Genomic DNA, 14946 nt, shown 5'->3' on the forward strand with positions numbered 1-14946 from the left:
GCGCCCGGTGTCCCCCACCTACGACGTGATCGTGATCGGCCTCGGCGGCATGGGCAGCGCCGCCGCCCACCACCTGTCCGCGCGCGGCGCCCGCGTCCTCGGCCTGGAGAAGTTCGGCCCGGTGCACAACCGCGGTTCCAGTCACGGCGGTTCGCGCATCACCCGGCAGTCCTACTTCGAGGACCCCGCGTACGTACCGCTGCTGCTGCGCGCGTACGAGCTCTACGACCGCCTCGAACGGGACACGGGCCGCGACATCGCCACCCTGTGCGGCGGTGTGATGCTCGGGCGCCCCGACAGCCGCCCCGTCTCCGGCTCGCTGCTCTCCGCCGAGCGGTGGGGACTGCCCCACGAGATGCTCGACGCCAAGGAGATCCGCCGCCGCTTCCCGACCCTCACCCCGCGCGACGACGAAGTGGCGCTCTACGAGGCGCGGGCGGGGCTCGTGCGGCCCGAGAACACCGTGGCCGCCCACCTCCAGCTCGCCACCCGCGACGGCGCCGACCTCCACTTCGAGGAGCCGATGACACGCTGGGAGCCCTGCCGGGACGGTGTGCGCGTGCACACCGCGGAGGACACTTACACGGCGGGCGGCCTGGTGATCTGTCCGGGCGCGTGGGCCCCGGAGCTGCTCACCGAGCTGGGCGTGCCGTTCAGCATCGAGCGGCAGGTCATGTACTGGTTCCAGCCGACCGGCGGAGTACGGCCGTTCCTCCCGGAGAACCACCCGATCTACATCTGGGAGGACGCGCACGGCGTACAGGTGTACGGATTCCCGTCCATCGACGGTCCGGAGCTCGGAGCCAAGGTCGCCTTCTTCCGCAAGGGCACGCCCTGCACCCCGCGGACCATCGAGCGGACGGTGCACGAAGAGGAGGTCGCCGCGATGGCCGAGCAGGTGGGACGGCTCATCCCGTCACTCCCCGGCCACTTCCTCAAGGCCGCGACCTGCATGTACTCCAACACCCCCGACGAGCACTTCGTCATCGCGCGCCACCCGGCGCACCCCGGGTCGGTCACCGTCGCCGCCGGATTCTCCGGACACGGCTTCAAGTTCGTGCCCGTGGTGGGCGAGATCATCGCCGACCTGGCCCTGGACGGCGCCACCGCGCACCCCATCGAGCTCTTCGACCCCAGCCGCCTCACCGCCGCGCCCGCTTGAGGAGTACGCCACCGTGACGACGACACCCCAGTTCCCGTCGCAGAGCCTCATCGCGACGCTTCCCGGCCACTACTACACCGACCCGGAGGTCTTCCGGCAGGAGCAGGAACGCGTCTTCGAAGCCCTCTGGTTCTGCGCGGTGCGCGCCGCCGACCTCGACGCGCCGGGCGCCTTCCGGACGGTCCGGGTCGGCCGGGAGAGCGTTCTCGTCACCCGTTCACGCACCGGGGAGCTGCGGGCCTTCCTCAACGTCTGCCGGCACCGCGGCGCCCGCCTGTGCACGGAGGAGTCCGGGCAGGTCCGCCGCGCCCTGCAATGCCCGTACCACGCCTGGACGTACGACCTCGACGGCAAGCTCATCGCCGCGCCCAACCTGGTGAAGATGCCGGACGTGGACCGCTCCGCGTACGGCCTGATGAGGGTCGCCCTGCGGGAGTGGCTCGGCTACGCGTGGGTGTGTCTGGCCGATGAACCGCCCTCCTTCGAGGAGACCGTGATCGGCGCGGCGGTCGAACGTCTGGGCGACGCGGCGTCGATCGAGCGGTACGGCACCGAGCGGCTCGCCCTCGGCAGGCGCATCACGTACGACGTACGGGCGAACTGGAAGCTGATCGTCGAGAACTTCATGGAGTGCTACCACTGCGCGACGATCCACCCCGAACTGACGGACGTGCTGCCGGAGTTCGCCGACGGCTTCGCCGCACAGTACTACATAGGGCACGGCGCCGCGTTCGGTGAGGAGGTGGGCGGCTTCACGGTCGACGGCAGCGCGGGCTTCGGCCGCCTCCCCGAGGTCGCGGACGACCAGGACCGCCGCTACTACGCCATCACCGTGAAGCCGGCCGTCTTCGTCAACCTCGTCCCCGACCATGTGATCCTGCACCGGATGTTCCCGATGGCCGAGGACCGCACGGTCGTCGAGTGCGACTGGCTGTACGCGCCCGACGTCGTCGCGTCCGGCGCCGACCTGTCGAAGTCCGTGGAGCTCTTCCACCGGGTCAACACCCAGGACTTCGCGGCCTGCGAGCGCACCCAGCCCGCGATGGCGTCACGCGCCTACCGCGCGGGCGGGGTGCTGGTGCCGACCGAGCACCACATCGGGCACTTCCACGAGTGGCTCACCAAGACGCTCGCTACGTAGCGGCACACTCGGGGTACGCGGCAGCTCGCTAGGGAGTGGGCGTCGGGCGCTTGTACATCCGGGTGGCCGTGATCTGCCCGTGCACCGTCTCGCCGTCGGGGTCCTCGGGGTCGCGCTGCGGCAGGCCCGGGCGCAGGTGCTCCTCGACACTGATGTACTTCAGGCCCGCCCGCAGGTCCGCGTCGTTCCGCAAGCGGATGACCAGCGGGAACTCCGCGAGCGCCGTCGTGTCGAACAACCCGGTCGTGTAGAGCAGCTGCACGCCGAGCGCGTCGGAGACGGCCCGCTGGAGCTCCAGGAGGTACGTCGCGTTGGCACGGCCGATGGGGTTGTCCAGGAAGAGCGTGCCCGCGTGCCGGTGCTTGTCGCGGCCCCGGTCGTTGCTGCGCAGGGCGGCCATCGTGCAGTACAGGGCGATGGCGGCGGTGAGCAGCTGGCCTCCGGAGAAGACGTCGCCCATCTGTCCGACCGGGACGCGCTCGGCACGCAGCACGGCGTCCGGCTTGAGGATCTCGACGGCGACACCGCGCGGCTCCAGGGCGGCCTGGACACCGCGCAGCAGCAGGGACATGCCGTCACGCCGCATGTCGGAGTTCTTCTTCACCGCCGCGCGCGTGGCCTCATCGATGACCTCGCCGAGACGCTCCACGAGGGTGGCCTGGTCCGGCTCCTCGAAGCGGACCCGCAGGAACTCCTGGCCCGACCACTCCCCCAGCCCTTCGGGCAGGCGCGACAGGCGCTGGGCGGACCTGAGCGTCGCGAGCGCCGACTCGACGAGGCCGCGCAGGCGGTCGACGATGCTGTCGCGGTTGCGCTCCAGCTGCTCCAGCTCGTCGGTCAGGACGCGCAGCCGGGGCGCGAAGGCGTCGGCCCACTTCTTGGCGTGCTCGGGCAGCGCGGAGGCGGGCAGCTCGCGGATCTGCTGCCGGGCGGGGGTGCGGACCTGCTCGTAGCGGGTCGAGTTCGCGTGGCGTACGAGTATGTCGCTGGCCTCGCGGACGGCCGCCTCGGCGGCGGACAGGTCGGCGGCGCAGCCGCGCAGGGACCGGCGGGTCTCCGCGGCGGCCTGGCGGGCCTCTTCGAGGGTGCCGGGGTAGGGCTCGGGCTCCTCTTCGGGGTCTTCCTGGTGCTCGCGCAGGAGGTCCCGCAGGAGGGCGGCCGTCTCGTCGAAGCCGCCTGCGGCGTCCTCCGTGGCGCGGTGGGCCTGGAGCAGTGCGGCGTGCGCTTCCTTGGCGCGGCTCAGGGCCTCGGTGTGCGCGGCCAGTTCGCCGGTGGCGGTGCGCAGGAGCGCCTGGGCCTGCTCGGCGTCGGCGGGGACGAGCTCCTCGGGCAGCTCGGTGTGGGCCTCGCCGTCCTCCGGGGCGTGCCGCTCGGCCTCGCCGCGCAGTCGGCCGAGCTGCTCGCTGGCGGTGGCGGCGCGGGCCTCGATGAGCTGGACCTGCGCCTCCGCGCGCGCGGCGGCGGCCTGCCGGGAGGGGCCGTCGGAGCCGTCGGTGCCTTCGAGGAGCAGGGCGGCGCGGGTGCGGACCTTGTTGCTGAGCCGGTCCAGCTCGGCGAGGGCCGCGCTCTCGTCGCTCTCGGCGCGGGCCTGCTCGGCCCGCAGGTCGGCGCCGACGCCCACCTTCTCGTAGAGCTGCGACGCCGCGCGGTAGGCCTCGCGGAGGGCGGGCAGCGACGTCTTCGGGGCCTCGGTTTCCTCGGGGATGTCCTCGGGGGCGCCGGCGATCTCGGCGCGCTCGGCGCGCAGCGCGCGGGCGGTGCGGCGGGCGTCGTCGGCGGCGCGCTGGGCCGCGCGGCGGTCCTCGTCGGCGGCGCGGGCGCGGTCCAGGCAGGTCTGGGCGCGGGCCTCGGCCTCGACGGCGTCGTCGGCCAGTTCGCGCAGCTTGGTCTGCCAGTACCCTCTCGCGGAGCCGGAAGGCGAGGCCCGCGAGGGCGTCGGCGGCACGGCGGGCGCGCTGGGCGGCCTCCTGGCGCTCGTCCTGCTCGCGTGCCGCCTCGCCCGCGGCCTCGTCGGCCTCGGCGCGCGCGGTGCGGGCCTCGGTCAGCTCCGCCTCGGCCTCCTCGGCGAAGGCCCGTGCTTCCTGGGCGGCGGTGGCGAGCTCGGCGAGGCGGCCGCTCGGGCAGCCGGTGCGCCAGGAGGCCAGGCGCGCGGCCAGCTCGCGGTCCTTGGCGAGGCGGGCGGCGAGCGCGCGGATCTCCTCGTCGCGCTGGGCGGCCCGCGCGCGGAGCGCCTGCCGCTCCTCGTCGGCGGCGTGCTCGTCGTGCATGGCGGGGTTCGGCGGGACGAGAAATACGCTGCCGGCACTGCTGTCCGTGGCGTGCTCGCTCGGCGTGGGGGCGAGGAGGGCGGCGGCGGTGCCCACGGCGACGGCCGAGCGGGGCAGCAGGGCGGCGTCCGCGAGGGCGTCGCGGGCGCGCGCGTGGGTGTCCGGGTCAGTGATGACCACGCCGTCGACCAGCTCGGGCCGGGCGGCGAGCACGCGCGCGTGGTCGGCGGGGTCGACGGCCTGGGCGAGATAGCGCCAGCCGGGCAGCGCGGGGATGCCGTGCTCGCCGAGGAACTCGACGGTGGCGAGGACGTCGGGGCCGGGCGGGAGCAGCCCGCCGTCACCGAGGGCGCCGAGGATGCGGGAGTCGTCGGCGGCGGCGGTGCGCAGGTCGAAGAGCTGGCGTTCGGCGGAGGCGACGCTGTCGTCGAGGAGGGCGCGCAGGTCGTCGGCGGAGCGGTCGAGCTCTTCTACGGAGAGGGCGGTTCCTGCCGCTGCGGAGAGCGCGCTTCCCGCTGTGGAGGAGTCTCCGTTCTCGGCGCTGCGCGGCTGCGGTACGGCGCTCCTGCCGGTGGGCAGGCTCAGCAGCTCGGCGAGGCGCTCGTCCCCCGCGATGGACCCGGCGGCGCGGCGCTCCGCGTCGTGGGCGGCCTCGGCGGCGGTCGCGGCGTCGGAGGCGCGGGCGGCGGTCAGCTCGGCGCGGGCCTCGGCGGCGGCGGCCTCCTTGGCGTGGTCGGCGGCCCGGCGGGCGGCCTCACGCGCGGTGTCCCACGCGGCGACGGTGGTCTTCTCCGCGTCGCTCGCGGCGAGGGCGGCGCGGGCCGGGTCGGCGTCGGGGCGGTGTCGTCGAGCCAGCCCGCGCGCACGGCCTCCGCGGTCTCCTGCTCGACCTCGCTGAGGCGCTGGCGCAGGTGTCCGGCCTCGCTGCGGGCCCGCTGGGCCTCGGTGGCGGCGGCGGTGGCGTCGCGGTGCGCGGCCTCGCCGGTCTCCTGGAGGGCGGCGGAACGCTCCTCCTCCTCGTTCGCGACGTTCTCGGCGCCTTCGGCGGCGGTGTGCAGGGCGCGGACGAGGTCGGACGCGGCCTTCGCGCGGGCGGCGAGCGCGGGGCGGCGTCCCGCTCGGCCTCGCGGATCGCGGCGGCCACGCGCGCGGAGCGGTCGGCGGCCGCGCGGTGCCGCAGGACGGCTTCGGCGGCCTGCCAGGCGGCGTGCAGTGTCCGCGCGTCGGCGAGCTCGCGGCGCTGCGCGGCGGCGGCCTTCTCGGCGACGGTGAGCGCCAAGGAGGCGTGGCGGTAGGCCAGTTCGGCGGAGATCAGGGCGCTCTTGCCGCGGGCCCGCTCGGCCTCGGTGACGGTGTGGGTGGCGGCGGTGACCTGCTCGGCGAGCGTCGCGGCGCGGCCCCGCTCCTCGACGGCGCGCGCGGAGAGGCGGCGGGCCAGGGTCCGTGTGCGGCGCTCGGCGGCCGCGTGCACGTCACGCGCGCGTGCCCGGGTCTCGGCGGCGTCGACGATGCGTCCCAGCAGGTCGACGGAGCCCGCGGTGAAGTCCCGCTCGGCCATCAGCTCGGCCCGTCGGCCCAACTTGTTGCCGAAGCCGTGGACGAGGTCGGCGAGGCCGTCCGTGTCGCGGGTGTCGGTGACGGCGCGCAGCAGCAGGTCGGTGAAGTCGGAGTCCTTCTTGACCGCGAAGAGGCCCGCGGCCTCGCCCTCGTCGGCGTTCATCTCCCGCTGGTAGCGGAAGAGTTCGGGGTCGAGGCCCAGGTCGCCGAGGTGTTCGTTCCAGCGGTCGTGGATCTCTTCCCAGTGCACTTCGAGGTGGGGGTACGCCTTGGTCGCCTCGGTCAGGGCGTCGCGGAAGCCCTTCATGGTGCGCCGCCGCCCCTGCGCGCCCGAGGCGCCCTCCGCGGAGGGCCGCACGGCGGTGGACTCGGCGACCGGCAGCGAGTCCAGGCTCATGCCGGGCCCTGGCCGGAAGGAGTACCAGGCCTCGGCGAACTTCCGCGGGTCGTTCGAGACCTGCCGGCCCCGCCATTCGCTGACCTTGCCGACGACCACGCACTCGCCGGTCAGGGTGTGCTGCCACTCCAGGGCGACGTGCCCGCAGTCGTCGGCGAGCAGGAACTTGCGCAGTACGCCGGAGCTGGCGCCGCCGAGCGTGTTCCGGTGACCCGGCAGCATCACCGAGAAGATCAGCTTGAGCAGGACGGACTTGCCGCCGCCGTTCTCCAGGAAGAGCACGCCCGCGGGGGCGGGGCGGCGCGGCGGGCCGGTCGGCTCGTCCTGGAAGAACTCCGCCTGGGTGGGGGCGGGGTCGGGCACCTCGGCACCCACACCGCGCAGGTCGAGCACGGTGTCGGCGTAGCGCGCACCGGCCGGACCGATGGAGTAGAGGCGGATCCGGGACAGCTCGTACATGGCGGCGGACTCTCGTCGTAAGTAAGTCGTGGGGAACGGCGGGGAGGTGGGGGAAGCGGACCTGCGGCGTCAGGAGTGGAAGGGCAGTCCCGCGTCGGCGGCCAGCTCCAGGTCGTCGGTGTCTTCGGGGGGCAGCAGCGTCGCCGAGCCGTCGGTGACCGGGACGACGCCGAGCTCCAGGAGCTCCGCCATGGCCGCGCTGCCCGCCATGTCGCGAACCTGCAACTGATAGCGGGCCGTGGTGCGGTACGTCCCTCCGGAGTCGTCGCCCGTGCGCTGGAGGAACCCGGAGTCGGTGAGGAAGGCGACGGCCTTGCCGACGATGCCGGTGGTCGAACCGGCGAGGCGGCGGGCGTCCTTGGTGGCTCCGGTCGAGCTGCGCCGCGCCCAGATCCGCCAGGCGGCCTCCAGCCCAGGGGCGTCGGTGGCGGGGTCGGTGTTCTCGCCCTGTTCCTCGGCGCGTTCCTCCAGGCGGCGGCAGGCCTGGCGTACGAAGGCGTCGACGCCGTTGACCGTGACGCGGCCGATGTAGCCGTCGTCGGCGAGGTCCTCGGGGCGCGGGAAGGCCATGGCGGCGACGGCGAGGTGCGCGAGACCGTGCAGGAAGCGGTCGGTGGAGTCGGTCGCGGCGCGCCGGGCGTAGTCGCCCATGCGGACGGCGAAGACGGAGTCCTCGGCGGCGGTCACGGCCATCCCCGCGCGCGGGGACACCTCCAGCACGACGAGTCCGAGCCCGGCGGCGACGGCGTCGGCGAGCCGCGCGAAGGGCGGGTCCTCGCGGTAGCGGCGCAGCAGTTCGGCGTACTCCTGGTCACGGGAGGGCTGGAGCTTCGGCTGCAGCCCGAAGGCGACGAGCCGCGCGGCGTCTGCGGCGTCGCCCGGGGTGAGCGGCGCGGGGCCGACTGGCGCCGTGGCGGACTCCGGCTCGCCCCACGCGGCGTGCTCTGCGGGGTGCTCGGTCACGGCGTGTGCTCCTTGTGGGGGTGGTGCGGGGCGATGCGGTTTGGGTCAGCGGGGGGACAGGGGGTGAAAGCGCCGAAGCGGCTCACGAGGGTCGTGGTCATGCCGCCTCCTTCCGGTCGGCCGCCATGCCGACGGCGTCCAGGAGGGCCGTGCCGACGATGAGGTCGGCGCCGCCGAACTCCTCGTCGTTCAGTTCCGTGCCGTCGTCCACGGCGAAGAGCAGCTTCTCCTCGCCCTGGCGGTAGGCGGTGCCGACCGGCGGGCTGGCCGCGTGGACGGCCAGCAGGGCCACCAGGTAGGGCAGTTCGGGGTCGCGGAGCCGGGCCTCCGCGAGCAGGCCCGAGAGGCGGCGCGGCGCGTCGGACGGCAGGTCGAGCAGCTCCATGGCGCTCGCGAGCTGCTCCTCGCTGAAGCGGCTGTCGTCGGGGGTGGCGATCAGGTCCGGCTCGGGCATCTCCGCGCCCAGGTGCTCCCGCTCCATCGGCGGCGTCAGCAGTATGTCGACGAGATCCCCGACCCGGACGGACACGGGCGTACGCAGGCCGGTCCCACGCGCGAAGAAGGCGTCCGTCACGCGCGTCGCTTGCTCCGCGGGGAGCGGCAGGAGCGGTGCGAGGAGCTGACCGTACAGATCCAGGCCCGCGCGGGCGGTGGGGGTCGCGAACGCCTGCCGGTCCTGCTCGGCACGGAACAGCGGGCCCGCTTCGAGGAGGCGGGACTGGAGCTGGGTGTGGCGGCGGATGCAGTCCTTGACGATGTCGACCAGCTCGGCGGCGCGGCGCTTGTGCTCGGGGTCCTCGGACTCGTCGCGGGCCTTGCGGATGTTGGTCAGGATCGCGTTCTCGTGGCGGTAGCGGTCGGCGACGTGGTCGAGCGCCTCCGCGATCATGTCGGGGACGCTCTGGAGCCAGTCGACCGCGCGGACGTTGCGCCGGGTGGCGTCGAGGGCCTTGCGGAGCGTTTCCGAGTACTGCACGGTGCGGTAGCGGGCCTGTTCGGCGGCGAGCTGCGCGTCGGCGAGCCTGCCGCGGCTGATCAGGACCTCCAGCTTCACCTCGGCGGCGATCTGGGCGCTGGTGACGTCGGTGTCGAGGGCGCCCACCAGGACGTTGACCGCCTCGTCGGTCGTGCGCAGGTAGACGGTGCCGCCGTACCCGGGGACCTCTTCGAGGAGCTTGAAGTCGTAGTCCCTGCGGACATATGTCCCATCAGGTGCAAAGGTGCCGTAGACCGCGCGGAAGCCGCGGTCGACGCTGCCGACGTTGATCAGGTTCTCCAGGACCCAGCGGGCCACGCGCTCGTGCTCGGCGGCGGGGCGCTGCGGGGCCTGCGCGGCGACACGCGGGAGCAACCTGGCGACGATCTGCTCGTGGTCGGCGCCGGTGTCGAAGTCCATGTTGAGCGTGACGAGGTCGATGGCGGACAGGGCCACCTCGGCCATCGCGTACACCGTGTACTCGCCCGCGAGGTTGGCCTTGCGCACGTCGAGGTCGTGCAGCGGGGCCGTGCAGGCCAGGGCGCGCAGGCGGCGCGCCAGGCCCTCGTCGGCGGCCGGGCCCAGAGCGGGCCGCGGCCCCGCGCTGAGCTGGGGCGGAGCGGTGTCCGTAACGGCAGGCGAAGTCACGGTGCACAGACTAGGTCCTCGGTCTGACAACGGTCGAAACGGCGCAGATCTGGCGGGCTCAGCCGCCGTCCCGCTCGTCCTTCGTGCCGCTGCGCCGGTAGGCGTCGAGGACCCGTCGGCGCGAGTCGTCGAGGTACTCGGCGAGGAGCCTCTCGGCCTCCTCGCGACGGCCTTCCTGGAGGGCCGTCAGGATCTGCCGGTTGCGTGCGAGGTAGGGCTCGTGGAGCCGCCGGGGTTCGTCCACCACGTGGAAGGCGAGGCGCAGTTCGGCGAAGACGCTGCGCATCAGTTCGTCGGTGCGGGCGCTTCCGGCGAGGGCGACCAGCTCCCGATGGAAGTGGATGTTGGCGGTGGACACGCCTTTCCAGTCACCCGTGCGGGCGGCGTGCCGCCCGTCCGAGACGGCGTCGGCGAGCCCGTCCACGGCATAGGGCGGCTCGCCGAGCGTGCGGACGACGGCGCATTCGACGAGGGCCCGGGTGCGGTAGATGTCCTCCACGTCCTCGTCGGTCAGCCTGCGGACGAAGACGCCGCGGTTGAGCTGATGTTCCAGCAGCCGTTCGTGCGTGAGCAGCCGGAACGCCTCACGGAGCGTGTTGCGCGAGACGCCGAGCGCACCACCGATGCTGTCCTCGGAGAGGCGGGTCCCGGGCGGGAAGAAGCCCGCGGCGATGCGGCTCCTGAGGATGTCCGAGACCCGCTCGGCCGTACTGGTGCGCCCGAGCAGGGCGCGGTCGTCGGCCAGTCCGTTCACGTCAGCCATCCCCTCCGCCATGCCCGGATTCAATCGCACATACAAGAACGAGACAACAGGGGTATTGAAGGATCGTTCAACGATCCTCTACGTTGTCGGGCACGACTCCACCGCCCCCCTCCCCGCTCCAGCACCCTCCCGTCCCTCTCCTGCGAGGTGCCCATGAGCACGACCCCACCACCCAAGACCGCCCCGGCCGAGCCCGGCCCGGGTCCACGCGCCGACACGCACGCCCCCCAGAACGAACTCATCGACGACAGCGGCGCGTTCGGCTGGCTGCGGGCGCTCGGTCCACGCGGCCGCCGCGCCTTCGCCGGGGCCTTCGGGGGCTACGCCCTCGACTCCTACGACTACTTCACGCTGCCGCTGAGCATGGTGGCGCTCGCCGCGTACTTCGGCCTCGACAGCGGCCAGACCGGGCTCTTCACCACCGTCACCCTGGTCGTCTCCGCGGTCGGCGGCGCCGTCGCGGGCGTGGTCGCCGACCGCATCGGCCGCGTGAAGGCACTGATGATCACGGTCATCACGTACGCGGTCTTCACCGTCGCCTGCGGTTTCGCGCCCAACTACGAGACGCTGCTGGTCTTCCGCGCCCTCCAGGGCCTCGGGTTCGGCGGCGAGTGGGCGGTCGGCGCGATCCTCGTCGCCGAGTACGCCACCGCCAAGAACCGCGGCCGTACGCTCGGCGCGATCCAGAGCTCCTGGGCCGTCGGCTGGGGCCTCGCCGCGATCGTCTACACCGTGGTGTTCCAGTTCCTGGACGACGACCTCGCCTGGCGCGTGATGTTCTGGACCGGCGCGCTGCCCGCCCTCCTGGTGATCTATGTGCGCCGCAATGTGCACGACGCCCCCGAGGCGGCGGCGGAGCGCCGAAAGAGCGCGAACAGGGGCTCGTTCACGGCCATTTTCAAGCCGGGGCTGCTGCGCGTCACGTGCTTCGCGGTGCTCCTGTCCACCGGAGTGCAGGGCGGTTACTACACGCTGGCCACCTGGGTGCCCACGTATCTGAAGACCGAGCGCGGCCTGACCGTCGTCGGCACCGGCGGCTACCTCACCTTCCTGATCTCCGGCGCCTTCATCGGCTACCTGACGGGTGGTTACCTCACCGACAAGCTCGGCCGCAAACGGAACATCGCGCTCTTCGCGTTCCTCTCCGCGGCCAGCATCCTGGCCTACACGAACATCCCGGACGGGGCCAACGGCCTTCTCCTTGTGCTCGGATTCCCGCTCGGCTTCTGTATGTCGGCCATCTTCAGCGGCTTCGGCTCCTTCCTGAGCGAGCTGTATCCGGCCGCCGTGCGCGGCACTGGACAGGGCTTCACGTACAACACGGGGCGGGCGGTGGGCGCCGTGTTCCCCACTATGGTCGGCTTCCTCGCCGACAGCTGGGGCGTCGGCGGCGCGCTGGTCTTCGGAGCGGTGGGATACGGCCTCGCCGTCATCGCGCTGTTCGGCCTCCCCGAGACGCGAGGGAGGGAACTGCTGTGACGCGAGGAAGGGAAACCACTGTGATCGAGCACGCGCGCGTGGGCGACCGCGCGACCCGTACCGCCGAGCAGGCCCGTGCGGCGTTCCGTGCGGGCGAGACGAGTCCGACCGCCGGCTGGGCGGCGGGCCGCACGCAGGCCAACCTCATCTCCGTCCCGGCCGACTGGGCGTACGAGATGCTGCTGTTCTGCCAGCGCAATCCGAAGCCCTGCCCGGTGCTCGACGTCACGGACGCGGGCTCCTGGGTCACACCGCTCGCCCCGGACGCCGATCTCCGCACGGATCTGCCGCGCTACCGCGTGTGGGAGCACGGCGAGCTGGTCGACGAGCCCACGGACGTCGTCGACCGGTGGCGCGAGGACCTGGTGTCGTTCCTCATCGGGTGCAGCTTCACCTTCGAGTGGGCGCTCGCCGACGCCGGGGTTCCGCTGCGCCACATCGAGCAGGGCCGCAACGTCCCGATGTACGTGACCACGCGCCCCTGCCGCCCCGCCGGGCGGCTGCACGGCCCCATGGTCGTGTCGATGCGGCCCGTCCCGCCCAACCGTCTCGCCGACGCCATCAAGGAGAGCGCGCTGATGCCGGCGGTGCACGGCGGCCCCGTGCACTGCGGCGAACCGGCCGGGCTCGGCATCGAGGATCTGGGCCGGCCCGACTTCGGTGACCCGGTGGCCGCCGAGCCGGACGACATCCCGGTGTTCTGGGCGTGCGGGGTGACACCGCAGGCCGCCGTGATGGCATCGCGGCCGCCCTTCGCGATCACGCACGCCCCGGGCCGGATGTTCATCACCGACGCCCGGGACGAGCAGTACCGCGTGGCTTGACCGACGACAACCACCTGGCCGTCAAGAACCCCAGGAGACCTCCGCAGATGAGCACCACCTCCATCGATCTGAACGCCGACCTCGGCGAGGGCTTCGGCCGCTGGCACCTGACCGACGACGAGGAGTTGCTGTCCGTCGTCACCAGCGCCAACGTGGCTTGCGGCTTCCACGCCGGGGACCCGGTCACCATGCGCAGGGTGTGCGACCGGGCCGCCGAGCGCGGGGTACGGATCGGCGCGCAGGTCTCCTACCGCGACCTGGCGGGCTTCGGGCGGCGCGCGATGGACGTGCCACCCGACGAGCTGGCGGCCGAAGTGGCCTACCAGATCGGCGCCTTGGAGGTCTTCGCCCGGGCGGCGGGCACGCGCGTGTCGTACGTGAAGCCGCACGGCGCGCTCTACAACCGCGTCGTCCACGACGAGGGCCAAGCTCACGCCGTCGTCGAGGGAGTGCTGCTCGCCGGCGCCTCGCTGCCCGTCCTCGGGCTGCCCGGCTCCCGCTTCCTGGAGTCGGCGGCGCAGGCGGGACTCCCCGCCGTCACCGAGGCGTTCGCGGACCGCGCCTACACCGAGGAGGGCACGCTGGTGCCGAGGGGCAGCGAGGGTGCCGTCATCACGGAGGCGGACGCCGTCGTCGAACGGTCCCTGGGAATGGCGCGGTCCGGGACGGTCACCTCCCGCACCGGCCGCGAGATCCCGGTCCGCGCGCGGTCGCTGTGCCTGCACGGCGACACTCCGGGGGCGGTGGAGCTGGCCCGCCGGGTCCGGGCCCGCCTGGAGGCGGCCGGTGTGCGTGTGGCGGCCTTCGCGTGAGGGTGCTGCCGGTGGGCGAGAAGGCCCTGCTCGTCGAAGTGGCCGACGGCGTCGAGGCGCAGGCCCTCCACGCCGAGCTGCTGCGCCGCAGGGCGTCGGGGTCCTTGCGGGTCCGGGAGATCATCCCCGCGGCCCGCACGGTGCTCCTCGACGGCCTCGACGAGCCCACCCGGGTCGGGGCCGAACTGCCCGGCTGGGAGATCCCGCCGCTGCCCGCGCGCGCGGACGCGGTCCTTGAGATCCCGGTCCGGTACGACGGTCCGGACCTCGCGGACGTCGCCGCGTACTGGGGGGTGAGCGTGCCCGAGGTGGCGCGGATCCACGCGGCGACGCAGTTCCGCGTCGCCTTCTGCGGGTTCGCGCCCGGCTTCGGATATCTGACCGGGCTATCCGAGCGCTACGAAGTCCCGCGCCGGGCCACGCCCCGCACCTCCGTCCCCGTGGGCAGCGTCGCCCTGGCAGGCCCGTACACGGGCGTGTATCCGCGTGCCTCGCCCGGCGGCTGGCAGCTGATCGGCTCGACGGACGCCGTGCTGTGGGACCACGCGCGCGTGCCCGCCGCGCTGCTCTCCCCCGGCGTACGCGTGCGCTTCGTGGCGGACACCTCGCCGAAGGGGGCGCGATGACCGACCGTGCCTTCGCCGTCGTACGGGCCGGGGCGCTGACCACCGTCCAGGACCTGGGCCGCCCCGGGCACGCCCATCTCGGGGTGCCGCGCTCCGGGGCCCTGGACCCGTCCGCGGCCCGCCTGGTCAACCGTCTGGTGGGCAACCCGCCGTACGCCGCCGTCCTGGAGACCACCCTCACCGGCTGCGCCGTACGCCCCCGCCGCCCCGTCACGGTGGCGGTCGGCGGCGCGCCCTGCCCCGTGACGGTGGACGGCCGCCCCGCCCCGTGGGGAGCGCCGGTACGGGTACCCGCGGGGGCGCTCCTGGACGTCGGGGCGGCGCTCTCCGGAGTACGGACGTACATCGCGTTCGACGGCGGGGTGGCCGTGGAGGCGGTGCTCGGCAGCCGCTCCACGGATCTGCTCTCCGGGCTCGGCCCGCCGCCGCTGGCGGACGGGGCGGTGCTGCCGCTGGGCAGCGCGAGCGGCACGCACGCGCGCGTGGACACCGTCCCGCAGCCGGGCCCGCCCCGGGAGCTGGTGCTGCGGGTGACGTTCGGGCCGCGCGCCGACTGGTTCACACCGGCGGCCCTGAACACGCTCACCACGGGCGCGTACCGCGTGTCCTCGGCGAGCAACCGCATCGGTCTGCGCACCGAAGGCCCCGCCCTGGAACGCGCGCTCCAGGCCGAACTGCCGAGCGAGGGCATGGTGTCGGGTGCCGTGCAGGTGCCGCCGGACGGCAGGCCTGTCGTCTTCCTCGCCGACCATCCGACGACCGGTGGCTACCCGGTGATCGCGGTCGTCCGGGAGACCGACCTGGCGTCAGCGGCCCAGGCACCACCGGGCACATCGATACGGTTCGTGGCCGTGGGCCGCCGCTGACCGGTT

Annotated in this window: 10 protein-coding genes and 1 pseudogene; 7 read left to right on the forward strand and 4 right to left on the reverse strand. The window is 73.6% G+C overall.

The features are described from left to right. Positions 1–7: 7 nt before the first annotated feature. Together solA and KKZ08_RS06020 are read left to right on the forward strand one after the other, a co-directional pair. Positions 8–1162 (forward strand): N-methyl-L-tryptophan oxidase, encoded by a 1155-nt coding sequence (solA, locus tag KKZ08_RS06015; RefSeq protein WP_223773448.1) that lies wholly within the window; start codon positions 8–10, stop codon positions 1160–1162. 13 nt (positions 1163–1175) lie between these two features. Continuing rightward, complete coding sequence (locus KKZ08_RS06020) at positions 1176–2303, forward strand: aromatic ring-hydroxylating dioxygenase subunit alpha (RefSeq protein ID WP_223773449.1); 1128 nt, start codon at positions 1176–1178, stop codon at positions 2301–2303. 28 nt (positions 2304–2331) lie between these two features. Here the strand turns inward: KKZ08_RS06020 and KKZ08_RS06025 are convergent. The 4 genes and pseudogenes from KKZ08_RS06025 to KKZ08_RS06040 form a co-directional block, all read right to left on the reverse strand. Continuing rightward, positions 2332–6983, reverse strand: a pseudogene (locus KKZ08_RS06025) (hypothetical protein). Positions 6984–7052: 69 nt separating this feature from the next. Next, positions 7053–7946, reverse strand: coding sequence for a hypothetical protein (locus tag KKZ08_RS06030; RefSeq protein ID WP_223773450.1), 894 nt, complete (start codon positions 7944–7946; stop codon positions 7053–7055). A gap of 97 nt (positions 7947–8043) precedes the next feature. Then, on the reverse strand, positions 8044–9570 hold the full coding sequence (locus KKZ08_RS06035; RefSeq protein WP_223773451.1) for a hypothetical protein: 1527 nt from the start codon (positions 9568–9570) through the stop codon (positions 8044–8046). A gap of 58 nt (positions 9571–9628) precedes the next feature. After that, entirely contained in the window at positions 9629–10345 is a 717-nt protein-coding gene (locus KKZ08_RS06040) for a GntR family transcriptional regulator (protein ID WP_223773452.1), read from the reverse strand. Positions 10346–10486: 141 nt separating this feature from the next. Here KKZ08_RS06040 and KKZ08_RS06045 point away from each other — a divergent pair, with 141 nt between their 5' ends. The 5 genes from KKZ08_RS06045 to KKZ08_RS06065 are packed head-to-tail and all read left to right on the forward strand — an operon-like array spanning position 10487 to position 14940. Further along, on the forward strand, positions 10487–11812 hold the full coding sequence (locus tag KKZ08_RS06045; RefSeq protein WP_223773453.1) for an MFS transporter: 1326 nt from the start codon (positions 10487–10489) through the stop codon (positions 11810–11812). A 20-nt stretch (positions 11813–11832) separates the two neighbouring features. Continuing rightward, positions 11833–12636: a putative hydro-lyase gene (locus KKZ08_RS06050; RefSeq protein WP_223773454.1), complete on the forward strand. Its 804-nt coding sequence runs from the start codon at positions 11833–11835 to the stop codon at positions 12634–12636. Between the two features lie 47 nt (positions 12637–12683). Continuing rightward, positions 12684–13448 (forward strand): 5-oxoprolinase subunit PxpA, encoded by a 765-nt coding sequence (locus KKZ08_RS06055; RefSeq protein ID WP_223773455.1) that lies wholly within the window; start codon positions 12684–12686, stop codon positions 13446–13448. After that, positions 13445–14074 carry an allophanate hydrolase subunit 1 gene (locus KKZ08_RS06060; protein WP_223773456.1) on the forward strand — a complete coding sequence of 210 codons (630 nt, stop codon included), beginning with the start codon at positions 13445–13447 and terminating at the stop codon, positions 14072–14074. The genes KKZ08_RS06055 and KKZ08_RS06060 overlap by 4 nt, the downstream gene beginning before the upstream one ends. After that, positions 14071–14940 carry a biotin-dependent carboxyltransferase family protein gene (locus tag KKZ08_RS06065; RefSeq protein ID WP_223773457.1) on the forward strand — a complete coding sequence of 290 codons (870 nt, stop codon included), beginning with the start codon at positions 14071–14073 and terminating at the stop codon, positions 14938–14940. The genes KKZ08_RS06060 and KKZ08_RS06065 overlap by 4 nt, the downstream gene beginning before the upstream one ends. The last annotated feature ends 6 nt before the right edge of the window (positions 14941–14946 follow it).

Origin of the sequence: Streptomyces sp. 135 (assembly GCF_020026305.1) — a bacterium.
Lineage (GTDB): Bacteria > Actinomycetota > Actinomycetes > Streptomycetales > Streptomycetaceae > Streptomyces.